This window comes from Stutzerimonas azotifigens (assembly GCF_013522725.1).
GTDB lineage: Bacteria > Pseudomonadota > Gammaproteobacteria > Pseudomonadales > Pseudomonadaceae > Stutzerimonas > Stutzerimonas azotifigens_A.
The window spans coordinates 510,935-534,334 of record NZ_JAAMRF010000001.1 but is presented as its reverse complement, the minus strand read 5'-3'; the positions used below and the strand labels follow the sequence as shown (position 1 = coordinate 534,334).

Genomic DNA, 23,400 nt, shown 5'->3' with positions numbered 1-23,400 from the left:
ACTGCCGATCACGAAGCTTTTGAGACGCCGCGCTGGCAACCAGCAACACCGATCAGCGGTGTGGCCTGGATCGAATTGCGGTCAAGACTAGGCGTCCCCGACCGCTCCCACGAAATATCGTCCGGAGCGCCATCGCAGGCACGCCACAATCCCTGTGGGAGCGGTCTCGACCGCGAAGTATCGCACCGCCACCCTAGAGCAGACGCGGCCTCACTCCACTGGCTTCTTGCGCTTGAGCGGTGCCAGGCCGTCCTGGCTGACGACCTTCGACGGCGCCTCGCGCTTGGGCTTGCGCGCAGTTGGTTTGGCCTTCTTGTCGGCGGTTTTCTTCTCGACCTTTTTCTTCTTGGTACCGGCGGCCTTGCCTGAAGCCTTGAGGTTCTTCGGCCCTTGGTAGGTGCCTTTGAGGCCCTTGATCACGCGACGTTCGAAGCGCTGCTTGAGGTAGCGCTCGATGCTGGACATCAGGTTCCAGTCGTTGTGGCAGATCAGCGAGATCGCCAGGCCATCGCCACCGGCACGACCGGTACGGCCGATGCGGTGCACGTATTCGTCGCCGGAGCGCGGCATGTCAAAGTTGATGACCAGATCCAGCCCATCGATGTCCAGGCCACGGGCGGCGACGTCGGTCGCCACCAGCACCTTCACCCCGCCCTGCTTGAGGCGATCGATGGCGAGCTTGCGGTCCTTCTGGTCCTTCTCGCCGTGCAGCACGAAGACTTTCATCTCGCCGGCGACCAGGTGGCCGTACAGCCGGTCGGCCTGGGCGCGGGTGTTGGTGAAGATGATCGCCTTCTGAAACGGCTCGTTGGCCAGCAACCAGTGCACCAGCTTTTCCTTATGCGCCGGGTCGTCGGCGGTGATGATCTGCTGGCGGATGTTTTCGTTCAGCTCGCTGACGCGGTTGAGCTGAAGGTGCAACGGGTCATCGAGCACCTGCGCCGCCATCTCGCGCAGCGCCGCGCCGCCGGTGGTGGCGGAGAACAGCAGGGTCTGCTCGCGCTTGCCACATTCGCCAACCAGGCGCTGCACGTCTTCGGCGAAGCCCATGTCGAGCATCCGGTCGGCCTCGTCCAGCACCAGCAGCTCGACATCCTTGAGCACCAGGTTGCCGGCGTTGAGGTGTTCGATCAGCCGGCCCGGCGTGCCGATCAGGATGTCCGGGCACTTACGCAGCATCGCGGCCTGCACCTTGAAGTCTTCCCCGCCAGTGACGATGCCGCCCTTGATGAAGGTGAACTGGGCGAAGCGCTCGACCTCCTTGAGGGTCTGCTGCGCCAGCTCGCGGGTCGGCAGCAGAATCAGCGCACGCACGTCGGTGCGCGGCTGGGCGTCGCGGATCAGGCGGTTGAGCATCGGCAGCACGAAGGCGGCGGTCTTGCCGCTGCCGGTCTGTGCCGTCACCCGCAGGTCGCGCCCTTCGAGCGCCGGAGGGATGGCCGCCACCTGCACGGGCGTGGGCTCGACGAAGTTGAGTTCGGCGACCGCCTTGAGCAGGCGTTCGTGCAGGGCGAATTGGGAAAACAAGGCGACACCTCGGGCGAAGACGGGGAAAACGGCTGCATAGGTTACCCGGTTACGCAGCCGGGCGCCGCATCCATGGGCGCCCGTGTTTCTCGGAGGCCGAGGCCGCTAAGCTTGGCCATCGTCAGCGCGCCAAGGCGCCGGAATCACCATGAACAGAGCTCTACGAATCGCTGCCTTTGCCAGCGCACGGCTGTGCGCTACCACGTCCATGGCCGACCCCAACCGGGCAAACAGCACCAGGCAGGTCCGGGCAAAGGGACCAGCCAATTGGCAGGCCCGCAACTCGATACGGGGCGGATCCGCCAGATCCTGCTCTGCGAACGTCACCTCCTGGCTCCAGCCGACGCCTTACCGCCCGGCATCGCCAGGAACCTCGCGCGCGACAAGCACTACCTCCGGGTATCGCCAAGCGCATGAACGGCAGCCTGCTCGACCGCTTGCCGCGCCACGAGGGTTACGACTGGCGCCAGCTCGAGCGCGACGTGGTGCCGGTCGCCGTCGCCACCGGCACCATCTAGGAACTCTTCGAGGGGTTACTCGACTGAACGGCGTCACTGCTTCTCGCAGGTGAGGCTTGTGCGCAAGCGGATGACATCGCGCTTGAACTTGACCGTCATCGGCATCTGAGCGCCGGAGGGAATCACGGCCTTGCGCGTACGCGGCGACTCGGGGCCGTTGCGGAATACCGCCGTACAAGCCACAGGAACCGGCCCGTAGTTGTAGAGCAACAACGCGGACATGTCCCGGTCGATGGCCTGGGGGGTCACCGAGATCTCGGCATCGTTGAGTTTCTGTTCGACTTCGATCGGATAGGTCGCGGCAAAACCGGCAACGGGCAGCAAGGCAAGAAGCACGCAGCAGAATCTTTTCATTTTTGGCAATCTCCTACGGGGCGGGGCCGAGCTTATCAGACCGCCTACGCCGCAGCAGAAGGAAGCAGGATGCAATGAAAGCCCCCCGCGTGACCCTAGACCAATGGCGCACCCTGCAAGCGGTCATCGACCATGGAGGCTTCGCCCAGGCGGCCGAGGTGCTGCACCGCTCGCAGTCGTCGGTGAGCTATACCGTGGCGCGCATGCAGGAGCAGCTTGGCGTGCCGTTGCTGCGCATCGACGGCCGCAAGGCGGTGCTAACCGACGCCGGCGCGGTGCTGTTGCGTCGCTCGCGCCAGTTGCTCATCCAGGCCGGCCAGCTGGAAGAACTGGCCCATCACATGGAACAGGGCTGGGAAGCCGAAGTGCGCCTGGTGGTGGACGCGGCCTACCCGAATCAGAAATTGATCCGCGCACTGACCGCTTTCATTCCGAAAAGCCGCGGCTGTCGGGTGCTGCTGCGCGAAGAGGTACTCTCCGGCGCCGAGGAGGTGCTCAAGGAGGGCCATGCGGACCTGGCCATCAGTGGCCTGGACATCACCGGCTATCTCGGCAGCGAACTGAGCACCGTCGAATTCGTCGCCGTGGCCCATGCCCAGCATCCGCTGCACCAGTTGCAGCGCAAGCTCAGCGTGCAGGATCTGCAGACCCAAATGCAGATGGTGGTCCGCGATTCGGGCCGCCGCCAGCCGCGCGACAGCGGCTGGCTGGGCGCCGAGCAGCGCTGGACAGTCGGCAGCCTGGCGACGTCGGTGGCCTTCGTCCGCAATGGACTGGGCTTTGCCTGGCTGCCGCGGCACATGATCGAACGCGAACTGGCCGAAGGCGTGCTCAAGCCGCTACCGCTGGTGCAGGGCGGCGTGCGTCGGCCCTTGTTCTACCTCTACACCAACAAGGACAAGACCCTCGGTCCGGCCACACAGATTCTCATCGAACTGATCAAGACGTACGATGCCGAACCGCTCGCGGCCTTCGCGGGTTGAACGACGTCCCAAACGCAGGAATTCATCCATGTTCAAACGATTGCTACTTGCTGCCTCCACCCTTCTGCTGACCGGCCAGCTGCTGGCCGCCGACAACCCGCAGGTGCTGCTCAACACCAGCCTCGGCGAAATCGAAATCGAGCTCGAGGCGGACAAGGCGCCGGTCAGCGTGCAGAACTTCCTCGCCTACGTGGACAGCGGGTTCTACGACAACACCATCTTCCATCGGGTGATTTCCGGCTTCATGGTCCAGGGCGGCGGTTTCACCGAAGACATGCGCCAGAAGGACACCCAGGCGCCGATCAAGAACGAAGCCGACAACGGCCTGCACAACGTGCGCGGCACCCTGGCGATGGCGCGTACCCAGGCGAAGGATTCGGCCACCAGCCAGTTCTTCATCAATCATCGCGACAATGCTTTCCTCGACCATGGCTCGCGCGATTTCGGCTATGCCGTGTTCGGCAAGGTGGTACGCGGCATGGACGTCGTCGACCAGATCGCCCAGGTGCCCACCGGGCGCAAGGGCATGATGCAGGATGTTCCGCGCGAGCCGGTCAAGATCATCTCCGCCAAACGCCTGTAGTTTCCGCTGGGCGGGCCTTGCGCCCGTCCTCCTCCAGCGAGGCCTGAATGCTGTTCCGTCGTTTCGAAAACCTCATCGACCCGTTCAAGGAAGCCCCCGCCACCCTGCCGCCGCAAGGCATATTCCGGTTCTACCTGCACTACCTGATGCAGGTCTGGCCGCTGCTCGTCGCGCTGCTGACGGTGGGTTTTTTCGTCACCCTCATCGAGGTGGCGCTGTTCAGCTTCATCGGCCAGCTGATCGACATGGTGCAGGCCACGCCCAGCGCCGACTTCTTCGAGCAGAACGCCAACCAGCTGATCTGGATGGGTGTGGTTGCCCTGCTGCTGCGCCCGCTGTTCTTCGGGCTGCATGACCTGCTGGTCCACCAGTCGCTGTCGCCGAGCCTGACCAACCTGATCCGCTGGCAGAACCATCGCTACGTGCTGCGCCAGAGCCTGGGGTTCTTCCACAACGATTTCTCCGGACGCATCGCCCAGCGCGTCATGCAGACCGGCCCGGCGTTGCGCGAGTCGGCGGTCCAGGTGGTCGACTCGCTGTGGCACGTGATCATCTATGCCGGCAGCGCCCTGGTGCTGTTCGCCCAGGCCGACATCCGCCTGGTCATTCCGCTGACGCTCTGGATAGTCGGCTACATCGCCGCGCTGTGCTATTTCGTGCCACGGGTGCGTCGCCGTTCGGCGGCGGCGTCCGAAGGCCGCTCCAAGGTGATGGGTCGGGTGGTCGACGGCTACACCAATATCCTCACCCTCAAACTGTTCGCCCATTCCCAGCATGAGGAACGCTACGCCCATTCGGCGATGCAGGACCTTGTCGAGCGCTTCCGCTGGCAGTCGCGCATCATCACCGCGATGGACTTCTCGATCATCTGCATGAACGGCCTGCTGATCGCCGGCACCGTCGGACTGGCCCTGTGGCTGTGGAGCATCGGCGAGATCACCCCCGGCGCGATCGCTTTGGCGGCTGGCCTGGTGATCCGCATCAACAACATGTCCGAGTGGGTCATGTGGGTGGTCAACAGCATCTTCGAGAACGTCGGCACCGTGCAGGACGGCATGCGCACCATCGTCCAGCCGCAGCAGCTCGCCGACCGCCCCGACGCGGCGCCCCTGCAGGTCCGCGAAGGCGGCATCCACTTCGAGAATATCCACTTCCACTACGGCAAGGCCGAAGGCGTCATCGCCGGCCTCGACCTGCAGATACGCCCCGGCGAGAAGATCGGCCTGGTCGGCCCGTCCGGCGCCGGCAAGTCCACCCTGATCAATCTGCTCCTGCGCCTGTACGACCTGGAGAGCGGGCGCATCCTCATCGATGACCAGGACATCGCCCGGGTAACCCAGGAAAGCCTGCGCGCGCAGATCGGCGTGGTGACCCAGGACACCGCCCTGCTGCACCGCTCGATCCGCGACAACCTGCGCTACGGCAATCCCGACGCGACGGATGCCCAATTGCTGCAAGCCATCCGCGGCGCCCGCGCCGATGCGTTCATCCCCCAACTCAGCGACGACGCTGGCCGCACCGGATTCGACGCCTACGTCGGCGAGCGCGGGGTCAAGCTCTCCGGTGGCCAGCGCCAACGCATCGCCATCGCCCGCGTGCTGCTCAAGAACGCGCCGATCCTGGTGCTCGACGAAGCGACCTCGGCGCTGGACTCGGAAGTCGAGGCCGCCATCCAGGACAGCCTGGAGACGCTGATGGAAGGCAAGACGGTGATCGCGATCGCCCACCGGCTGTCGACCATCGCGCGCATGGACCGTCTGGTGGTGATCGATCAGGGGCGCATCGTCGAAACCGGCACCCACGCCGAACTGCTGGAGCGCAACGGCCTGTATGCACGGCTTTGGCAACACCAGACCGGCGGCTTCGTCGGCGTGGAGTAGCGGCCTGTCATCAGCCTGCTGTGGGAGCGGTCGGGGACGCCCAGTCTTGACCGCGAATGGCGTCACGGCCGATCGCGGTCAAGATTAGGCGTCCCCGACCGCTCCTACGAAGACCCGGCCGCTGAGCTCCGGGTCGCTCTACGAATCGCCCTGGCGGTACGGCAAGGCCTCGCGGGCGGCTTCGGCGTAGCGCAGGACGCCGATGTGCTCCTGTTCGAGGAACTCGGCGACGGCGGCGCGCAGCCCTGGGTGCTGCAGGTAGTGCCAGGAGCGCGTGATCACCGGCTCGAATCCGCGGATCAGCTTGTGCTCGCCCTGGGCGCCCGCGTCGAAACGCTGCAATCCCATCGCGATGGCCTGGTCGATGCCCTGGTAGAAGCAGGTCTCGAAGTGCAGCCGGTCGAACTCCGCCAGGCAGCCCCAGTAGCGGCCGTAGAGGCTGTGTCCATCGGTCAGGCAGAACGCCATGGCCACGGGGCGGCCGCTCTGCAACGCCAGCACCACGCGAATGGCTTCGGGCATCCGCTCCGCCAGCAGGCTGAAAAACGCCCGCGTCAGGTACGGGTGCTGGCCACGGATCTCGTAGGTGTTGGCGTAGCAGGCGTAGACGAAATCCCACTCCAGCTCGCTGAGCTGGTGTCCCTCGCGCCAATCGAAGCCGATCCCCTGCCCCGCCACCTGCTCGCGTTCCTTGCGCAGTTGCTTGCGCTTGCGCGAAGCGAGCGCGTCGAGAAAGTCCTGGAAGTCCCGGTAGCCACGGTTGTGCCAGTGGAACTGGCAGCCGATGCGCTCGAGCCAGCCTTCGCGGCCGTCCATCAGCACATCGGCGCCCGGCTCGGTGAAATTGACGTGCAACCCGGAATAGCCCTGCCCCGGGAGTGCGGCGGTGAGCGCGTCGATCAGTTGTCCGCTGGCCTGCGGGTCGCCGAGCAGGCGCTCGCCGGTCACCGGCGAGAACGGCACGGCGCAGAGCAGCTTGGGGTAATACTCGATGCCCGCGCGGTGGCAGGCGTCGGCCCAGGCCCAGTCGAACACGTATTCGCCATAGGAATTGGTCTTGCGATACAGCGGCAGGGCCGCCTTCAGTCCACCAGCAGGGTCTGTCAGCACCTGATGATGCGGACGCCAGCCGCTTCGCCCGCCGACGCTGCCGCTGTCTTCCAGGGAGGACAGGAATGCGTGGCTGAGAAATGGCTGCCGGGTAGCGAGCAGGCCGTCCCACTGGGCAGGGGGGAGTTCGGCGAGGCGGGAAATCGTCTGGATAGGCATACCGCCAAGTCTGGCCTGTGCGGCGGACGAAAAAAAGCCCCGCCGAAGCGGGGCCTGAAAGGAGCATCACAGGATGAAACGATGACGCGGGTGTTGCTTAGAACGCGTACTGGGCGCGCATGACGAAGCCGTCGCCGGAATCGTCGCCAGCGGTGTTCTGCGCGTTGTCTACCTTGGCTTTGACGTAGGCGCCGGTCAGACGGACGTTGTCGTTGAGGTACCAGTTGACACCCAGGTTGTGGACCTTGCCCTCGACGGTGCTGGTGGCGGTGGTGCCTACGGTATCGTCGTCGCCTTCGAGATAGTCGTAGCGGTAGAACACTTCCCAGGCGCCAACCTGCTTGTTCGACGGCTTGATGGCATCGAAGCGGCCCAGCCTGTAATCACGGGCTTCGCCAGTGATGGTGTAGGCGATCTGAGCGTAGTAACCCTTGGCATCGATGTCCTGGTAAGCGTTGGAATCGGCCTCGAGCTTGCGCTTGATGTATTCACCCTGAACCGACAGCGGGCCCATCGCCCAGGCGGCTTCCAGACCCCAGGCGGTATCGTCGCCATAGGAGCCGGCCGGCAGGTTGCTGGCGCCAGCGACGGTCAGGCGGTTGCCGTTGGTCCCGGCATCGTTGCCGCCAGAAGTGGACACGCCACGCATGCCCAGACGGCTGCGAATACGGGTGTCCAGACCGCCAACGTCATCCAGGTCGCGACGGGCGAAGTTCACACCCAGGTGCAGGACGTTGCCCGCTTCGTGCATCGGGGCGAACACGCCCCGCAGGTTGACCTGCTTGACGCTGTCACCGTTGACGTCGTTCTGGTCTTTGGCGTGCAGACCGAGCGAGCCGTACAGCGACGGGCCGGCCGTGCCGTTGACCTGAACGCCGAGGCCGTTCTGGTGGCCATTGGTCCAGTCGATCAGGTCGTAGGCGGCGTTGCGCTCCGGTGCCGTCACCCACTTGGAGCTAGTGGCTTTTTCCAGACCGAAGTCGGGGTCGAAGCGACCGACCTTGATGTTGATCGGTTTAAAGCCGCTGTACTGGATAGACGCCTCGTCCCAGTAGCCGTCTTCGCTGCTACCGGCGTTATGCGATAGGTCGTAGTTGAACTGGTATTTCCAGTCGGTGAAGGCGACGCCACCGATCTCGATGAAGGCGCGGCGGAAGTAGGCGGCATCGGCGCTATCGCCATTGACCGTGTAGATGCCGTCGAAGCGGCTGTAGTCAGCTTGCAGGCGGCCCCCGACCTTGAAGCTGAACTGCTTGTCCGTCGTGGCGACTTCCAGGCCGCCTTTTGTCTTGACTACGATGTCAGCGCCGTCGGTGGTGACGGTGCCGGCGAAAGCCTGGGCGGTTACAGCCATCGCCAGCGCGCTGGCGGCGAAACCGGCAAAGTGCTTACGGATCATCGAAAATTCCCCTTGAATGGTCAGCGTTGGTAAACACAGGAGCCGGGCTCTTTGTGCTGGGGGAATCTTGGCGGGGGGTTATTTCAGCGCGACGGCTGTTCCGTAAAGCTTCTGTTACAGCCGCATGGGGCTGGAACCGGCTTCATAGAGCCCATTGCCGATCAACGGTCAGGCGTTTGGAGGCTGGAGACCGCGCCCGGCGTCGCTTCGAGCCGGGCGCTGGGGAGGAAGGATTACTTCTTGCGCAGGATCACGCTGCCGATCGAGTAACCGGCGCCGAACGAGCTCAACACGCCGAGGCTACCGGCCGGCAGGTCGTCCTGATGCTTGTGGAAAGCGATCACCGAGCCGGCCGAACTGGTGTTGGCATAGCTGTCGAGAATGACGGGAGCCTCGTTGGCTTCGGCATCGCGGCCGAGCAGCTTGCGGGCGATCAGCAGGTTCATGTTGAGGTTGGCCTGATGCAGCCAGAAGCGCTTGATCTGCGAGGCGTTCAGGCCGTTCTCCTCGAGGTGCTGGCTGATGAGGTCGGCGACCATCGGACAGACTTCCTTGAACACCTTGCGCCCTTCCTGGACGAACAGCTTGTCCGGGTTGGTCATGTACTCTTCGGCGGTGCGATTGAGAAAGCCGAAGTTGTTGCGGATGTTGTTGGAGAACTCGGTGAGCAACTTGGTGCTGACCACTTCCCACTGGTAGGGCGAGGTGGCGAGGTCGGCGCGCTCGATCACCACCGCGGTGCAGGCGTCGCCGAAGATGAAGTGGCTGTCGCGGTCACGGAAGTTCATGTGCCCGGTGCAGATCTCCGGATTGACCATCAGGATCGCCCGCGCCTGCCCCAGCTGGACCGCGTTGACCGCATTCTGGATACCGAAGGTGGCCGACGAACAGGCCACGTTCATGTCGAAGCCGAAGCCGGAGATACCGAGCGCCGCCTGCACCTCGATCGCCACGGCGGGATAGGCGCGCTGCAGGTTCGAGCAGGCGACGATGACGCCATCGATATCAGCGGCGGTCTTGCCGGCCCGCGCGAGGGCTTCTTCGGCGGCCTTGATCGACATCTCGCAAAGAATCGACCACTGATCGTTGGCGCGCTCGGGGATGCGCGGAACCATGCGCTGCGGGTCGAGAATGCCTTCCTTGTCGGTCACGTAGCGGCTCTTGATCCCCGAGGCCTTTTCGATGAAGGCGACGCTGGATTCGGCCAGCGGCTGGATCTCACCGGCCTCGATGGCCGCAGCGTGTTCGCTGTTGAAGCGGTGCACGTAGGTATTGAACGACTCGACCAGCTCTTCGTTGCTGATGCTGTGCGGGGGGGTATAGAGACCGGTGCCACTGATGACGACGTTGAACACAGTCGTTCCTCTTCGATAAGGCGGATCGTTGTCGGCACCCGGAAACGCAACGACCGGCTGGCGGCCGGTCCGGGTCGTTTTCCTGTACCTGTTGATGGCGGCCATTGTGCACCAAAACGTAACAATTTCCCCAGTGTTCGCGCTCAATGGTGCCAATCAATTCCGTCTTTCAGCGCGCTGCAGCCGTTCTAGAGCGCGGGCGAGGCTGGCCTCGGAGAGTTCGCCCAGATGGCTGCCGCGCTGACGTCCCTCGGCATCGTAGAACAGCGTGGTCGGCAGCGCCCGGGACCCGACCCGCTGCCCCAATTCACCCCTGGGGTCGAACAGCAGATTGTCCAGCGAGAGGCCCTGGTCGGCGAGATAGCCCTGGGTCACGGCGGGCCCCTCGCCCTGATTGACGAACAGGAAGGTCACCTGCGGCAGGCGTCGCTGCGCCTCGACGAATACCGGCATCTCCCGCCGGCAAGGGGGGCACCAGGTGGCCCACAAGTTGATCACCAGCGGCTGGCCGACGAAGCGCTCGAGTTCGACCGCCTCGCCGCTGGCCGTATACAGGGTCAGCGACGGCAGACGGGTCTGCTGCTCTAAGGTCTGCCAGGCGAAGGTGGCGACCAGCCAGGCGCCGACCCCGACCGCCAGCGCGGCGCCCACCGGCTTGCGTAACGGTCGGTCGCGCCACAGCCGCCAGCCTGCATAGAGTGATGCCGCGACGAGGCCGGGCCAGGCGATGAAGCCACCGTCGCGGATATCCAGTACCCGCCAGGGTTGCTCCGCGAAATGCCCGGCGTACTGCACGACGAAGGCCAGCCGCGCCACCAGCAGTGCCAGCAGCAACAGGCGAAACAGCAGCGACTCGGGGTTGATCCCCTGGCCCCGGCCGAACCACCAGCCGACGAGAATGGACAGTGCCAGGCTGCCCAACAGCATCAGGTGGCCCAGGGAAAACGTCAGGGGTCCGAGAGAGAGCGTCAGCATGGGTGATCCGATCCAGGCGAGGCGGCCATGTTCGCACAGGTGGATCGCCGACCGGCCTGGGTTATCCTGCGCACCCCGCACGCCCACCAGGACAACGCCCATGAACGCCCCGCTCGTCGAACTGATCACCCAGATAAGCTCGGGTTGCCTGAGCGACGCCCAGATCCGACAGATCGCCGATGAAGCGGCCCAGGCCTACGCCGACCCGCAAGCCTTTCTGCAGGCCAATCCGGACATCAACTACGACGACAGTTTCCCGATCCCCCTGGGCGAGTGGGTGGTGGTTGGCAGCCTGCCGGACACCGTGCTGTTCCAGGCCGACAGTTACGAGGAGCTGTTGGCCCAGATCGTCGCCTCGTTCGGTCCCGAGGTGAGCTTCGTGCTCAAGCCCAAGCAGCTGGCCAAGGCCGAACCGCTGGTGGCGCTCAACCGCATCCAGGTGCAGCTGGGCAGCCTCTATCCGGAAAAGGGCGGCTATGTGCTGGTGGATTTCAGCGAGCCGCTGGACAACGCGCTACAGGCGGTGCTCGTCTATCGCAGCGACCTGGAGCGGATGATGGCGCTGGCGGTCGAGGTGGGCATCTACGCCGCGCCCTCCTACGAAGCACTGCGCGACGCGAGCGAGGAATAAGCCTCAGCGCCGGCGCAAGGGATCGAGCAGGCCCGACAGACCGTTGTGGTCGATCTCCTGCATCAGTTGCAGCAGCCGGCCGATGTCGCCGGGCGGGAATCCCTCGCGCGCGAACCAGTTGAGGTAGTTGCCGGGCAGATCGGCAATGATCCGCCCCTTGTACTTGCCGTAGGGCATCGTCTGGGTCACCAGGCGTTCGAGGTCTTCGGGTTTCATGGGCATCGTGTCGGTCGGTAGCCAGCGATACTGCCACACCAGCCGGCCCCGCCTGAAGCGCCACGGATTAGCTCGATTCTGCGTAAGTGCGGGCCGGTTCTGGCGCAAAAGCCATAAGCCGCCGCGCCCGGTTCTCCCGAGCCCGCTTCGGGCGTGGCCTGACGCCCAAGGTGCTCCGTTGGTTGACTCGCTCAATCGATCTCATAGAGCAAGCCTATTTTCACAACACCTAGTGCTTGGCTAGGCCTGCTGGTACGGCTCGATTAGGAGCCAACCAACAGGAGAACAACAATGACCTACGCCCTCGCCCGCCAAGCGGCCGTGCTGGGCCTGCTGCTCGGAGCGGCAACCGCCTCCGCAGCGGATGCTCCGCCCACCAGCTACTCGCCCGTGGTGATCACGGAACCCTTCGACGTGATCATGAAGCGGATGTCCGATGCCAGGCCCGGCATCATGGAAAAGCACAGGGCCCTGCTCGAACAGCGCTATGACCTGGCCGACAGGCCGGCCGAGGGCGTCACGATGAGCAAGGGCAAGCCGATCCAGAGCGGCGTACGGGTGCGGCTGCCGGCCGACACCACCTGGGACGAGCTGGCCACCCTGAGTCCCGCCGAGATCCGCGAGCGCAAGCTGTTCCCGGCCGGTTTCCTGCCACTGCCGCATCCCAACCACCCGGAAGGCGGCATGGTCTTTCCGCAATTCCAGATCGACGAGGTCAATCGCATCGAGCAGCGCGACCTGACTCGCTTCGATCTGGACTATGACCTGCCCGACCATCTGCTACCCGAGTTCCCGGCACCCATCTACCTGACGACTCGGCCGGACCTGGGCGACGTCTCGCAAGGCAAGCTGGTCAACCTGCGCAACTACTTCGAGCTGTTCAACGGCATTCTCAATCCCAAGCAACTCGAAGGCCTTCGACTGTTGGTCACGCCCTTCACCCAGCAGCAATTCAACCCCACCGACGATCGCCGCAGCGAGCATCCCCATAACGGCGTCGCCTGCCTCGACTGCCACGCCAACGGTCATACCAATGCCGCCACGCACCTGGCCGGCGACGTCAGGCCCCAGGCCTTTCGCCACCGCCTCGACACGCCATCTCTGCGGGGCGTGAACATCCAGCAGATCTTCGGCTCGCAACGGGCGCTGAAAACCGTGGAGGACTTCACCGAGTTCGAGCAGCGCGGCGCCTACTTCGACGGCGATCCGGTGATGGCGGCGAAGAAGGGCGTCAACGTGCTCGAGCGTGGCAGCCAGGTGCATTTCATGGGTGAGTTCCAGGCCCTTCTCGACTTCCCACCCGCCCCAAAATTGAATCTCGAGGGGCGTCTGGACCCGGCCCGCGCCACGGAGCAGGAGCTGCGTGGCGAGCAGGTGTTCCACGGCAAGGGCGCCTGCGCCGGCTGCCATGTGCCGCCCTACTACACCGATCACCTGATGCATAACCTGAAAACCGAGCGCTTCTTCGAGCCGCACGAAGTTCATGGACGCATGGCGGTCGGCGACGGGCCGATCAAGACCTTCACGCTGCGGGGCATCAAGGACTCGCCGCCCTACCTGCACGATGACAGGCTGCTCACCCTGGATGACACCGTGGAGTTCTTCAATCTGGTGCTGCAGCGCCAGCTCGACGAGCAGGAGAAGGCCGATCTGGTGGCCTTCCTGCGCACCCTCTGAGCGCGGGACAGTGCCGGCGTCGTGCATCGGAGCGCACGGCGCCGGCTACTTGCGGTCAGACCGATGGTGGTAAAACACCGCCTATCCACCGGCCATATCACCAGGGAGACACCATGTCGGAAGACACCACCCGCGGCCCCGCGTCGTCGATGAGCGAAGAGGAAATGCAGGAATTCGCGACCCAGGTCTTCGACGTCGCGCGCAAGGGAGACGCCGAGATGCTCGGCCGTCTGCTGGAAAAGGATCTGCCGCCCAACCTGCGCAACCAGAAAGGCGACACCCTGCTGATGCTGGCCAGCTACCACGGTCACCTCGAAGCCGCCCGCGTGCTGCTCGAGCGCGGCGCCGACCCGAACATCGTCAACGACGCGGGCCAGTCGCCGCTGGCGGGCACCGGCTTCAAGGGCGACCTGCCGATGGCCGAGCTGCTGGTGCGTCACGGTGCCGACGTCGACGCCGCGTCCCCCGACGGCAAGACCGCTCTGATGATGGCCGCCATGTTCAACCGCACCGAGATCGTCGAACTGCTGCTGCGCCACGGCGCCAACCCGGCGACCACCGACATCAACGGCGTCACTCCGCTGGCCGCCGCCCAGACCATGGGCGCGCAGGACACGCCCAAGCTACTGGCCGAGGCCCTGGCCGCGCGCGGCTGAGTGAGCGTAGACCGCGCGGCGTGCTCAGCGCGCGCTGCGATTGGTCAGCATCACTCCGCCGATGGTCAGCGCGCCGCCGACCAACATCGCCAACGTCAGGGGCTCATCGAGCAGCAGCGTGGCCAGCAACACACCGAAGACCGGTACCAGGTTGTTGAACACAGCGGTGCGCGCCGGGCCGATCGCCTGCACGCCCTGGTAGTACCAGACGAAACCGATCACCGTGCCGCCCGCCCCCAGATACAGGATTGCAACCAGCTGCTGCCAGTTCAGGCTGCCGAGCTGCAGCGGGGCCGGGTCGAAGATTGCGCCGATACCGAGCAGTAAAAGCCCCCAGAGCGTTGCATAGGTGGTCGTGACCAACGGCGACAGCCCGCGCAGGGCATAACGACCGATCAGGGTATAGGCGGCCCAGCTGGTCACCGCGCAAAGCATGAAGAGTTCACCCTTGCCCACCGCCGAGCCGATGTCCCGCACCGCGCCAAGCAGGTCGCCGCGGCTGATGACGACCGCCGCACCGCAGAAGGCGATCAGGATGCCGGTCCATTTGCGCAGGCCAAGCGGCTCGCGAAACAGTGCGGCCAGCAGCAGCGCGGTGACGATCGGATTGAGCGCGACGAACAGCGCCGTGCGCCCGGCCGGCATCTGCGACAACGCTGCGAAAAAGCTGATGTTGTAGAGAAAAACACCGGTCGCGCCGAGTGCGAAGGTGGTCAGGGTCTGACCCAGGGTCAGGCGTGGTAGACCGCCCTCGACCCGCCAGGTGAGCACCAGCAGCAGAAGCACGGCGACGGCGAAACGCCCGGTGGCCGCCACGCTGGGGGCCAGCGACTCGGCCAGCAGCCGTCCGGCGATGAAGGTGCCGCCCCAGAGCAATGCCACGGCGGTGAGCTTGCAGTAGATCGGAAGGTGGGATGGCGCGATGCGGTCGGCCGGTGGGGTGGCGGCTGTCATGGCGAGCTCTGTCGTTAACGGGGCAGATATAGTCCGGCTTATCCAGCCTCTCGTCGAGATCGCCATGAAGCCGAAAAACGCGGCGGGCTGATCTAGCCGCAACCCCCGCACACCTGACGCCGTCCGCTGTCTGTAACTCTTACCCGGCCAGCGTGTACAGGCTGGCCGACACCGGACAGACAAAAGGAGCCTCCATGACCATCGAAACGCTTTCGATCGAGGGCATCGCCACGCCCGTATCGCGCATCGGCCTGGGCACCTGGGCCATAGGCGGCTGGATGTGGGGCGGCGCGGACGACCAGAGTTCGATCGCCACTATCCAAGGTGCTCTGGAACGCGGCATCAATCTGATCGACACGGCGCCAGTATATGGCTTCGGCCATTCCGAAGAGGTCGTCGGCAAGGCGCTCGAGGGCGTGCGCGACCAGGCGGTGATCGCCACCAAGCTTGGCCTGGATTGGACCGACCAGGGACCGCGGCGCAACTCCACGCAGCAGCGCATCCGCCAGGAAATCGAGGACTCGCTGCGTCGCTTGCGCACCGACCGGATCGACCTCTACCAGGTGCACTGGCCTGACCCGCTGGTGCCCATCGAAGAGACCGCCGCCGAGCTGGAGAAGCTGCGCCGGGAAGGCAAGATCCTCGCCATTGGCGTCAGCAACTATTCGCCAGAACAGATGGATGCGTTCCGCCGTGAGGCGCCGCTGGCCAGCATCCAGCCGCCGTGCAACCTGTTCGAGCGCGCGATCGAGAAAGACGTGCTGCCGTATGCGCGCCAGCATGGCCTGACTGTGCTGGGCTACGGCGCCCTGTGTCGCGGTCTCCTGTCTGGCCGGATGAAACCCGACACCACCTTCGACGGCGACGACCTGCGCAAGTCCGATCCGAAGTTTCGCGCGCCACGTTTCGAGCAGTACCTGGCCGCCGTCGAGGCGCTCAAGGCGCTGGCGCAGGAGCGTTATGGAAAGTCCGTGCTGGCGCTGGCGATCCGTTGGGTGCTCGAGCAGGGTCCAACCATCGCGCTGTGGGGCGCACGCCGCCCGGACCAGCTCAACGGCATCGACGACGCCTTCGGCTGGCGCCTGAGCGAGCAGGACCTCAAGGACATCGACGCGCTGCTTGCCGATCACGTCAAGGAGCCGGTCGGCCCCGAGTTCATGGCACCGCCGGCGCGAAGCTAACCGCGCCTGCTTGCCGGCCGAACAGAAACACTTTGTAAATGCTGACGAAACCACTCAACATTCTCCCCCTTCGAGCGGGCCGCAAGGCCCGCCCTTGAGCGCTTGCGTTGACCAAACGCAACGCGCGTTCACGCAATCGATCATGAGGTTGGAAATGACGGAACCGGCCACGGCGGCTTCGCCACGCCTTTCACCGCGGGCCGTGCTGTTGCTCGAATTCGCCCTGGCCATGGGCGGTTTCGGCATCGGCACCGGCGAGTTCACGATCATGGGGCTGATGCCCAACGTGGCGCAGGGCCTGGGCATTACCGAACCGCAAGTCGGCCATGTCATCAGCGCCTACGCGCTGGGCGTGGTGGTGGGTGCCCCGCTCCTGGCGATACTCGGTTCCAGGCTTCCCCGTCGCCATCTGCTGCTGTTGCTGATGGGTTTCTTCGCCCTGGGCAATCTGGCCAGCGCGCTAGCGCCCGACTATCACACGTTGCTGGCGTTTCGCTTCATCACCGGCCTGCCCCATGGCGCCTACTTCGGCGTCGCCACCCTGGTAGCCGCCTCGATGGTGCCGCCGCACAAGCGGGCCCAGGCGGTCAGCCGGGTATTGGCCGGTCTGACCATCGCCATGCTGATCGGCAACCCAGCGGCGACCTGGCTGGGCCAGTGGCTGAGCTGGCGCTACGCGTTTGCGCTGGTCGCAGCGATCGCCCTGCTGACGGTGGCGCTGGTGGCGATCTTCCTGCCGCTCAACCGCGACGAGCCGCGTAACGATCCGATGCGCGAACTGCGCGCGTTCAACCGCAAGCCGGTCTGGCTGGCGCTGGCCATCAGTTCGATCGGCTTTGCCGGGATGTTCTGCGTGTTCAGTTACCTCGCCCCGACGCTGCTGGAAGTGACCCAGGTCAGCCCCGGCTGGATCCCCCTCGGGCTGGCGGCCTTCGGCCTGGGCGGAATCATTGGCAATCTGGCTGGCGGCTGGCTGTTCGACCGCCTGCAATTCAAGGCGGTGGCCTGGCTGCTGCTGTGGAGCACGGCGGTGCTGCTGGTCTTCCCGCTGGCTACCCATTCGCTGTGGACGGTGCTGCCGGCGCTGTTCGCGGTGGGCACCATGGTCGCCCTGTCCCCTGCCCTGCAGACGCATCTGATGGACGTGGCGGCCGACGCCCAGACGCTGGCCGCTGCCTCCAACCACGCCGCGTTCAACGTCGCCAACGCCCTGGGCCCCTGGCTCGGCGGGCTGGCCATCACCGCCGGCTTCGGCTGGACCTCCACCGGTTACATCGGCGCGGCAATGGCCGTATGCGGGCTGGCGATCTTCTTCTGGGCCTGGACCAGCCAGCCGGCCACCGCCAACGCAGCGGTGTCTGCCAAGCCCTGAGCCAGACTCGGTTCCGGCCCCGCGCCACAAGCGAGTTAGGCCGGCGGCTCGCTGACGCGCCTGCGATTGATGCGCTCCGCCCAGCGGAGCAGGCGTTGCGGTGCATGGTCGCGCTTCCAGACGGTCGCCAGCGAATGGTTGGCTTCAGCGAAGGTGGGGTAGATGTGCACCGTCTCCAGCAATTTCTTCAGCCCGATCTTGTGCTTCATCGCCATGACGAATTCGGTGATCGTCTCGCTGGCGTGCTCGCCGACCACGGTCACCCCGAGAATGCGGTCCTTGCCCGGTACGGTGAGCACTTTCACGAATCCGTCTGGAGCCTCGTCGGCGATGGCGCGGTCGAGCTCGGCAAGGTCGAAACGGGTCACCTCGAATTCCACGTCCTGCTCGCGCGCCTCGTGCTCGCAGAGCCCGACCCTGGCGACTTGCGGTGACGTGAAGGTGGCCCTCGGCGTGACCCGGTAGCTCATCTTCAATCGCCAGAACATGCCGAACAGGCCGTTGAAGACCGCGTACCGGGCCTGGCGCGCCGCCATGTGGGTGAACCGATAGGGTCCGGCCACGTCACCTATAGCGTAGATATTCGGCATGCGCGTGGCGAGGTACTCGTTGACCTCCAGGGTACCGTCCTCACCCGGCTCAAGCCTGAGCTGTTCGAGCCCGAAGCCTTCCAGATTGGCGCTGCGGCCCACCGCCACCAACACCTCGTCGAAGGGCAGGCTCAGCTCGCTGCCATGGGGGGCCTGGCAAACCATCCGCCGCTCGCCGTCCCTGACCTCGAAACGCTGCGGCACATGCCCCAGGCGCACGTCCATGCCCTCGGCGCGCAACGTCTGTGCTATCACCTCGCCCGCTTCCGGCTCCTCGCACGCGAGCAGCCGATCGCCTCGGTGGACCAGCGTTACCTGGCTGCCCAGGCGCTGGAAGGCCTGCCCCAGCTCACAGGCCACCGGACCACCGCCCAGCACCAGCAGGCGCTCGGGCCGCTGGCGCAGACTCCACACCGAGTCGGAAGTCAGCGGCTCGACATCGGCGAGCCCGGGTATGTCCGGCATCGTGGGTCGGCTGCCGGTGGCAATGATCAGGTTGCGCGCGCTCAGGGTGCGACCGTCCACCTCCACCTCCCACGGCGAGACGACCCTGGCCTCCCCCGCGATGACCTCGACACCGAGCTTCTCGTAGCGCTCCACCGAATCATGCAAGGCGACTGCCTCGATCACAGCGCGCACCCGTTCCATCACCGCGGCGAAATCGACCTTGCCGCGCGCCTCGACAAGACCCAAACGCTCGCCGCGCGCCATCTCGTGCGCCAGCCGGGCGGAGCGGATCAGGGCCTTGGACGGTACGCTGCCCGTGTTGAGGCTGTCCCCGCCGAGGGATTTCCTTTCGATCAGCGTGACCCTGGCCTTCATCGATGTTGCAAGCTCGGCCGCCGCCAGCCCACCGGCGCCGGCGCCAATCACGATCAGGTTGCGCTCGAAGCGCTTGGGCTTGCGCCAGCCCTTGTAAGCCTTGCGGGCCTTGTAGACACCCAGCAACTTGTTGGCTAGCAGCGGAAACACCCCCAGCAGCACAAGGGTGGTGATCATGCTGGGCGAAAGAATTCCCGATAGCGAGTCGATGCGTGCCAGTTCACGGCCTGCCGCAACGTAGACCGCGTTGCCCGGCAGCATCCCCGCCCAGGTCGTCCACCAGAAGGTCCAGAACTTCACCCGGGTCAACCCCAATGCCGGATTCAGGAGCACGAACGGAATGACCGGCATCAAGCGCAGCGAGAACAGATACAGCGGCCCGTCGCGGGCCAATCCACGGTCGATGCCGGCAATGTGTCTGCCGAATCGCTTCTGAAACCAGTCGCGCATCATGAACCGGCTCATCAGCATCGCTATCGCAGCGCCGACCGTGGAGGCGAACGAGACCAGCAACGTGCCTCCGATCAGGCCAAACAGTGCACCTCCCAGCAACGTCAGGACGACGGTGCCGGGAAATGAAAAAGCGGTCAGCCCCGCATAAGCCAGGAAGAAAAGCGCCCCCGCCCACCAGGGGTGACCGCGCACCTCGGCCCGCAGTGGCCCGTGCAGCCTTTTGATCGATTCGAGCGTCAGGTACTGGCCCAGGTCGAAGAAAAAGAAGCTCGCCACGGCGGCGAGGATCAGACCAATCACGACGAGCTTGCGTGCATTCATCGAAGCGGCGGGTTCCTGAATGAAAAAGATCTGAAGCCATTGCGCCAAGCACAGACCTGCGCGTCGGTGAGGTCGTTCCCGGAGATCGATCTTGCCCCTTCAGCCCCCTCGACCAGCGGGGCGCCAATGCATCTAACGACAGCAAGGGGCATGAGGAAATCTCACGAGACGTGGAGATTGGAGGGGCTGCCGCGGCCGGCGTTCAGTCCGCTCGGCGCCGCACCGTCAGGTATCGGTACGTCATTGCCAACCGAACCGGAAAATCGCTGCGAACGCTTGTCCCGGCTGCCCCTCGCCGGGCCGCTGTGCTCTACTGCAGAGCCCACCGACGCGGACTTTCTCCCATGGCGCTGCATACCTGGCTGCTCTATCTCGTCGCCGTCACCGGTCTGGCACTGACTCCCGGGCCGAACGGCTTGCTGGCGCTGACCCACGGCGCACTCTATGGCCGGCGCCGCACCCTGTGGACGGTCGGCGGCGGCGTGCTGGGCTTCGTCCTGCTGATGGCGCTGTCGATGTTCGGCATCGGCGCCTTGCTGCAGGCCTCCGCCCAGGCGCTGATCCTGCTCAAGCTGATCGGCGGTCTGTACCTGATCTGGCTCGGCATCCAGCTCTGGCGCACCCCGGCGATGCGTCTGGGCCACCTGGAAAGGAGCGCGCCGAAGGCCGCCGGCAGCCTGTTTCGCCAAGGGCTGTTTTCCGCGCTGTCGAACCCGAAGGTGATCCTCTTCTTCGGCGCCTTCCTGCCTCAGTTCCTCGACCCGCAGGCCTCTCTTCTGCCGCAGTTCCTGGTTATGGCAGCCACCTTCGCCGCGGTCGAAGGGTTGGTGGAGATCGTCCTGGCGAGCCTGGCCAACCGCATACGCCCCTGGCTCGAACGCAGCGGAAAAGGCTTTAATCGTTGCTGCGGCGCGCTGTTCGCGCTGATGGGCGCCGCGCTGCCGATGACCCGCTGAGCGGGCCGATCGGCACCCCCAGCAGGCACGCCTCGCACGGTGCGTTGCAGGCCATTAGGATTGGCGCTTGCCCTCGCACGTCTTCGAACGCTGGCGCAACCGAAAGGACTCCCATGCGTAACCTATGCCTCGCCACGACCGCGCTGCTCTGTTTCGCAGTGCATGCCGACGAGCCGGCCCTGCGCTTTTCAGTCAGCGACAGCTCGACCATGCCGATGATGAGCATCGAGGATGGCGTGGCTCGCGCGGGCATTCTCAACGATCTGCACCTGCGAATCGCCGAGAAGCTCGGACGCCGCGCACAGCAGACGGTGATGCCCCGCCTGCGTATCCAGAAGATGATGGCCGATGGGCGGATCGACGTGAGCTGCTACCTGCATCCGGCCTGGCTGTACGAGGATGGCTATCGCTACCGCTGGACGGTGCCGTTCATGGTCCAGCGCAACCAACTGGTCGCCGGCGACACGGCGGTCACTGCACCGGAGCACGGCGAGGTCATCGGCACCGTGCTGGGCTTCAGTTATCCCCCGTTCGATGCCGAGTTCGCCAGCGGCGCGCTGCGACGCGACGATGGTCGCACTCAGGAAATCGTGCTGGCCAAGCTGGAGGCCGGGCGCTATCGCTTCGCGATCAGCAACGAGCTGTCGCTGCGCTGGTTCAACCGCTACCTGCCACCGCAGGATCGTCTGGTCGCGTTGCGGGAGCTGAGCGCCGAGCCCGTCGCCTGCATCGTCCGCGACGTTCCGGACGTGCCAGCCGCCGAGATCGTCGAGGCGATGCAGCAGATGCAGCGCGACGGCGAATTCGAGGCCATCCTGGAGCGTTACCGCTGAACGGCCGGTTCGTCCCAACGCCTTAGAACAGCAAGGCTGAACGAGCCGCTCGATAGCCCGGCAGCACGCGCGCACCGGGCCCGACAGCACACCGAATCGCCAGGCTCAGTTCTTGAGCGCCTCGTCGACGATCTGCTGCGCTTCGCCGAGGATGCGCTGCAGATGCGCCTCGTCGCGGTAGCTTTCGGCGTAGATCTTGTAGATGTCCTCGGTGCCCGAAGGGCGTGCCGCGAACCAGCCGCCTTCGCTGGCGACCTTGATACCGCCGATGGCCGCACCGTTGCCGGGTGCCTTGTCGAACACCGCGGTAATCGCATCACCGGCCAGTTGGCTGCTGCGCACCTGTTCCGGCGAGAGTCTACCCAGGGCCTTCTTCTGCTCGGCATCGGCGGCGGCATCGACGCGGTCGGCGTAGATCGCGCCGAACTCGTCGGTCAGGCTGCGGTAGCGCACACCTGGGTCGCGTCCATCCTTGGCGGTCATTTCCGCCGCCAGCAGGGCCAGCACGATACCGTCCTTGTCGGTGGTCCAGACGCTTCCGTCACGCCGCAGAATAGTGGCGCCGGCGCTTTCCTCGCCGACGAAGCCCAGCGAGCCGTCGACCAGGCCGCCGACGAACCATTTGAAGCCCACCGGCACTTCGACCAGCGAGCGACCCAGCCGGGCAGCGACGCGATCGATCATGGCGCTGCTGACCAGCGTCTTGCCGACCGCGGCCTGGGCGCTCCACTGCGGACGGTTCTGGAACAGGTAGTCCACCGAGACGCTCAGGAAATGGTTAGCCGGCAGCAGGCCCACGCTCGGCGCGACGATGCCGTGGCGGTCGTAGTCGGTATCGCAGGCAAAGGCGATATCGTAGCGATCCTTCAAGCCGATCAGGCGCTGCATGGCGTTGCTCGACGATGGGTCCATGCGGATCTTGCCGTCCCAGTCCAGGGTCATGAAGGCGAACTGCGGATCGATGGTCTCGCTGACCACGTCCAGGTCGATGCCGTAACGCTCGGCGATACGCGACCAGTAATGCACGCCCGCCCCGCCCAGCGGATCCACGCCCAGGCGCAGCCCGGCGCTGCGGATCAGGTCGAAATCGATGACGCTGCCCAGGTCGTCGACGTAGGCGCTCAGATAATCGTGGCTGTGGGTGGTCGCGGCCTGCCGGGCCTCGGCCAACGGCATCTGGCGCACATCCTTGAGGCCGCCTTCGAGCAGTTCGTTGGCGCGGTTCTGCACCCAGCCGGTGACGTCGGTGTCGGCCGGCCCGCCGTTGGTGGCGTTGTACTTGAAACCGCCACTGTCCGGTGGGTTGTGCGAAGGGGTGATGACGATGCCGTCGGCCAGCCCGCTGCTGCGTCCCCTGTTATGCACCAGGATTGCGTGGGACACGGCGGGCGTCGGTGTGTATTCGCCGCCAGCCGAGAGCATCGTCTGTACGCCGTTGGCCGCCAGCACTTCCAGCGCGGTGTCCAGCGCGGGCTGCGAGAGCGCATGGGTGTCGGCACCGATGAACAGCGGGCCGTCGATGCCCTGGCGCTTGCGGTAATCGCAGATCGCCTGGCTCATTGCCAGGACATGATGGCGGTTGAAACCGCGGGTGAGCGAGCAGCCACGGTGGCCGGAGGTGCCGAAGGCGACACGCTGGGTGGCTACGCTCGGGTCCGGCTGCAGGTCATCGTATGCCGCCAGCAGCCCCTCAACGTTGGTCAGCATCGAAGCGGGTGCCGGCTGGCCGGCCAGAGGATGGATACGCTCGCTCAAGATAAAGCTCCCTGAATATCGAATGACGGCAAGAGGATCGGCAACGCACGACCGGGCTGGGCACCGGCATTCGTCGCGCGCAGGTGCGCAAGCTGGGATGCCGGAATGGGCGCGGAGTTCGATGCGTCGGCCGCAATATC

General features: G+C 65.3%; 20 protein-coding genes. 10 read left to right on the top strand and 10 right to left on the bottom strand.

Features of this window, described 5'->3' with window-relative positions:
- Nucleotides 1–210 precede the first annotated feature (210 nt).
- Together G7026_RS02505 and G7026_RS02500 are read right to left on the bottom strand one after the other, a co-directional pair.
- Nucleotides 211–1,527, bottom strand: a complete 1,317-nt coding sequence (locus G7026_RS02505) for a DEAD/DEAH box helicase (RefSeq protein WP_181069076.1) — start codon at nucleotides 1,525–1,527, stop codon at nucleotides 211–213.
- Between the two features lie 551 nt (nucleotides 1,528–2,078).
- Nucleotides 2,079–2,399: a 3-phosphoglycerate kinase gene (locus G7026_RS02500; protein WP_181069074.1), complete on the bottom strand. Its 321-nt coding sequence runs from the start codon at nucleotides 2,397–2,399 to the stop codon at nucleotides 2,079–2,081.
- 74 nt (nucleotides 2,400–2,473) lie between these two features.
- Between G7026_RS02500 and G7026_RS02495 the strand changes: the two genes are divergently transcribed.
- From G7026_RS02495 to G7026_RS02485, 3 genes are read left to right on the top strand one after another with little or no spacing between them, the layout of a single operon-like run.
- The gene (locus G7026_RS02495) at nucleotides 2,474–3,382 is read left to right on the top strand and encodes a LysR family transcriptional regulator (protein ID WP_181069072.1); all 909 of its coding nucleotides are present in this window, start codon (nucleotides 2,474–2,476) and stop codon (nucleotides 3,380–3,382) included.
- Nucleotides 3,383–3,410: 28 nt separating this feature from the next.
- Nucleotides 3,411–3,965 carry a peptidylprolyl isomerase gene (locus G7026_RS02490; RefSeq protein WP_181069070.1) on the top strand — a complete coding sequence of 185 codons (555 nt, stop codon included), beginning with the start codon at nucleotides 3,411–3,413 and terminating at the stop codon, nucleotides 3,963–3,965.
- 47 nt (nucleotides 3,966–4,012) lie between these two features.
- Nucleotides 4,013–5,845, top strand: coding sequence for an ABC transporter ATP-binding protein (locus G7026_RS02485; RefSeq protein WP_258190146.1), 1,833 nt, complete (start codon nucleotides 4,013–4,015; stop codon nucleotides 5,843–5,845).
- Nucleotides 5,846–5,983: 138 nt separating this feature from the next.
- Here G7026_RS02485 and G7026_RS02480 read toward each other — a convergent pair whose 3' ends face one another.
- The 4 genes from G7026_RS02480 to G7026_RS02465 all read right to left on the bottom strand — a co-directional run bounded on the left by G7026_RS02480 (nucleotide 5,984) and on the right by G7026_RS02465 (nucleotide 10,843).
- Entirely contained in the window at nucleotides 5,984–7,114 is a 1,131-nt protein-coding gene (locus tag G7026_RS02480; protein ID WP_181069068.1) for a GNAT family N-acetyltransferase, read from the bottom strand.
- A 97-nt stretch (nucleotides 7,115–7,211) separates the two neighbouring features.
- On the bottom strand, nucleotides 7,212–8,513 hold the full coding sequence (locus G7026_RS02475) for an OprO/OprP family phosphate-selective porin (RefSeq protein WP_181069066.1): 1,302 nt from the start codon (nucleotides 8,511–8,513) through the stop codon (nucleotides 7,212–7,214).
- 233 nt (nucleotides 8,514–8,746) lie between these two features.
- Nucleotides 8,747–9,868 (bottom strand): beta-ketoacyl-ACP synthase III, encoded by a 1,122-nt coding sequence (locus G7026_RS02470; RefSeq protein ID WP_181069064.1) that lies wholly within the window; start codon nucleotides 9,866–9,868, stop codon nucleotides 8,747–8,749.
- 156 nt (nucleotides 9,869–10,024) lie between these two features.
- Nucleotides 10,025–10,843: a TlpA family protein disulfide reductase gene (locus G7026_RS02465; protein ID WP_181069062.1), complete on the bottom strand. Its 819-nt coding sequence runs from the start codon at nucleotides 10,841–10,843 to the stop codon at nucleotides 10,025–10,027.
- Nucleotides 10,844–10,943: 100 nt separating this feature from the next.
- On the opposite strand from G7026_RS02465, the gene G7026_RS02460 reads away from it, so the two are divergent.
- A complete protein-coding gene (locus tag G7026_RS02460) occupies nucleotides 10,944–11,474 on the top strand; it encodes a hypothetical protein (RefSeq protein ID WP_181069060.1) in 531 nt (176 codons plus the stop codon).
- A 3-nt stretch (nucleotides 11,475–11,477) separates the two neighbouring features.
- Here the strand turns inward: G7026_RS02460 and G7026_RS02455 are convergent, their stop codons facing one another.
- Nucleotides 11,478–11,690, bottom strand: coding sequence for a DUF3820 family protein (locus tag G7026_RS02455; RefSeq protein ID WP_138409957.1), 213 nt, complete (start codon nucleotides 11,688–11,690; stop codon nucleotides 11,478–11,480).
- A 291-nt stretch (nucleotides 11,691–11,981) separates the two neighbouring features.
- Here G7026_RS02455 and G7026_RS02450 point away from each other — a divergent pair, with 291 nt between their 5' ends.
- Both G7026_RS02450 and G7026_RS02445 read left to right on the top strand, forming a co-directional pair.
- Nucleotides 11,982–13,367 (top strand): cytochrome B6, encoded by a 1,386-nt coding sequence (locus G7026_RS02450; protein WP_181069058.1) that lies wholly within the window; start codon nucleotides 11,982–11,984, stop codon nucleotides 13,365–13,367.
- A 113-nt stretch (nucleotides 13,368–13,480) separates the two neighbouring features.
- Entirely contained in the window at nucleotides 13,481–14,023 is a 543-nt protein-coding gene (locus G7026_RS02445) for an ankyrin repeat domain-containing protein (protein WP_258190145.1), read from the top strand.
- Between the two features lie 24 nt (nucleotides 14,024–14,047).
- On the opposite strand, the gene G7026_RS02440 is transcribed toward G7026_RS02445, so the two are convergent.
- A complete protein-coding gene (locus G7026_RS02440) occupies nucleotides 14,048–14,977 on the bottom strand; it encodes a DMT family transporter (RefSeq protein ID WP_181069057.1) in 930 nt (309 codons plus the stop codon).
- A gap of 194 nt (nucleotides 14,978–15,171) precedes the next feature.
- Between G7026_RS02440 and G7026_RS02435 the strand changes: the two genes are divergently transcribed.
- Both G7026_RS02435 and G7026_RS02430 read left to right on the top strand, forming a co-directional pair.
- Nucleotides 15,172–16,158 (top strand): aldo/keto reductase, encoded by a 987-nt coding sequence (locus G7026_RS02435; RefSeq protein WP_181069056.1) that lies wholly within the window; start codon nucleotides 15,172–15,174, stop codon nucleotides 16,156–16,158.
- Between the two features lie 154 nt (nucleotides 16,159–16,312).
- Nucleotides 16,313–17,530, top strand: a complete 1,218-nt coding sequence (locus tag G7026_RS02430) for an MFS transporter (protein ID WP_181069054.1) — start codon at nucleotides 16,313–16,315, stop codon at nucleotides 17,528–17,530.
- 35 nt (nucleotides 17,531–17,565) lie between these two features.
- Here the strand turns inward: G7026_RS02430 and G7026_RS02425 are convergent, their stop codons facing one another.
- Nucleotides 17,566–19,716 carry an FAD-dependent oxidoreductase gene (locus G7026_RS02425; RefSeq protein ID WP_181069052.1) on the bottom strand — a complete coding sequence of 717 codons (2,151 nt, stop codon included), beginning with the start codon at nucleotides 19,714–19,716 and terminating at the stop codon, nucleotides 17,566–17,568.
- A gap of 344 nt (nucleotides 19,717–20,060) precedes the next feature.
- Here G7026_RS02425 and G7026_RS02420 point away from each other — a divergent pair, with 344 nt between their 5' ends.
- The gene (locus G7026_RS02420; protein ID WP_181069050.1) at nucleotides 20,061–20,672 is read left to right on the top strand and encodes a LysE family translocator; all 612 of its coding nucleotides are present in this window, start codon (nucleotides 20,061–20,063) and stop codon (nucleotides 20,670–20,672) included.
- Nucleotides 20,673–20,785: 113 nt separating this feature from the next.
- A complete protein-coding gene (locus G7026_RS02415; protein ID WP_181069049.1) occupies nucleotides 20,786–21,505 on the top strand; it encodes a substrate-binding periplasmic protein in 720 nt (239 codons plus the stop codon).
- A 105-nt stretch (nucleotides 21,506–21,610) separates the two neighbouring features.
- On the opposite strand, the gene pgm is transcribed toward G7026_RS02415, so the two are convergent.
- The gene (pgm, locus tag G7026_RS02410) at nucleotides 21,611–23,260 is read right to left on the bottom strand and encodes a phosphoglucomutase (alpha-D-glucose-1,6-bisphosphate-dependent) (protein ID WP_181069047.1); all 1,650 of its coding nucleotides are present in this window, start codon (nucleotides 23,258–23,260) and stop codon (nucleotides 21,611–21,613) included.
- Nucleotides 23,261–23,400: the final 140 nt, after the last annotated feature.

What these genes read in the sequence shown, in the direction of transcription:
- G7026_RS02445 (WP_258190145.1), top strand. Translation starts at nt 13,481, where the DNA reads ATGTCGGAAGACACCACCCGCGGCCCCGCGTCGTCGATGAGCGAAGAG.
- G7026_RS02440 (WP_181069057.1), bottom strand. Translation starts at nt 14,977, where the DNA reads ATGACAGCCGCCACCCCACCGGCCGACCGCATCGCGCCATCCCACCTT.
- G7026_RS02415 (WP_181069049.1), top strand. Translation starts at nt 20,786, where the DNA reads ATGCGTAACCTATGCCTCGCCACGACCGCGCTGCTCTGTTTCGCAGTG.
- G7026_RS02495 (WP_181069072.1), top strand. Translation starts at nt 2,474, where the DNA reads ATGAAAGCCCCCCGCGTGACCCTAGACCAATGGCGCACCCTGCAAGCG.
- G7026_RS02430 (WP_181069054.1), top strand. Translation starts at nt 16,313, where the DNA reads ATGACGGAACCGGCCACGGCGGCTTCGCCACGCCTTTCACCGCGGGCC.
- G7026_RS02475 (WP_181069066.1), bottom strand. Translation starts at nt 8,513, where the DNA reads ATGATCCGTAAGCACTTTGCCGGTTTCGCCGCCAGCGCGCTGGCGATG.
- G7026_RS02485 (WP_258190146.1), top strand. Translation starts at nt 4,013, where the DNA reads ATGCTGTTCCGTCGTTTCGAAAACCTCATCGACCCGTTCAAGGAAGCC.
- G7026_RS02455 (WP_138409957.1), bottom strand. Translation starts at nt 11,690, where the DNA reads ATGAAACCCGAAGACCTCGAACGCCTGGTGACCCAGACGATGCCCTAC.
- G7026_RS02465 (WP_181069062.1), bottom strand. Translation starts at nt 10,843, where the DNA reads ATGCTGACGCTCTCTCTCGGACCCCTGACGTTTTCCCTGGGCCACCTG.
- G7026_RS02490 (WP_181069070.1), top strand. Translation starts at nt 3,411, where the DNA reads ATGTTCAAACGATTGCTACTTGCTGCCTCCACCCTTCTGCTGACCGGC.
- G7026_RS02480 (WP_181069068.1), bottom strand. Translation starts at nt 7,114, where the DNA reads ATGCCTATCCAGACGATTTCCCGCCTCGCCGAACTCCCCCCTGCCCAG.
- G7026_RS02420 (WP_181069050.1), top strand. Translation starts at nt 20,061, where the DNA reads ATGGCGCTGCATACCTGGCTGCTCTATCTCGTCGCCGTCACCGGTCTG.
- G7026_RS02435 (WP_181069056.1), top strand. Translation starts at nt 15,172, where the DNA reads ATGACCATCGAAACGCTTTCGATCGAGGGCATCGCCACGCCCGTATCG.
- G7026_RS02425 (WP_181069052.1), bottom strand. Translation starts at nt 19,716, where the DNA reads ATGAATGCACGCAAGCTCGTCGTGATTGGTCTGATCCTCGCCGCCGTG.
- G7026_RS02460 (WP_181069060.1), top strand. Translation starts at nt 10,944, where the DNA reads ATGAACGCCCCGCTCGTCGAACTGATCACCCAGATAAGCTCGGGTTGC.
- G7026_RS02450 (WP_181069058.1), top strand. Translation starts at nt 11,982, where the DNA reads ATGACCTACGCCCTCGCCCGCCAAGCGGCCGTGCTGGGCCTGCTGCTC.
- G7026_RS02500 (WP_181069074.1), bottom strand. Translation starts at nt 2,399, where the DNA reads ATGAAAAGATTCTGCTGCGTGCTTCTTGCCTTGCTGCCCGTTGCCGGT.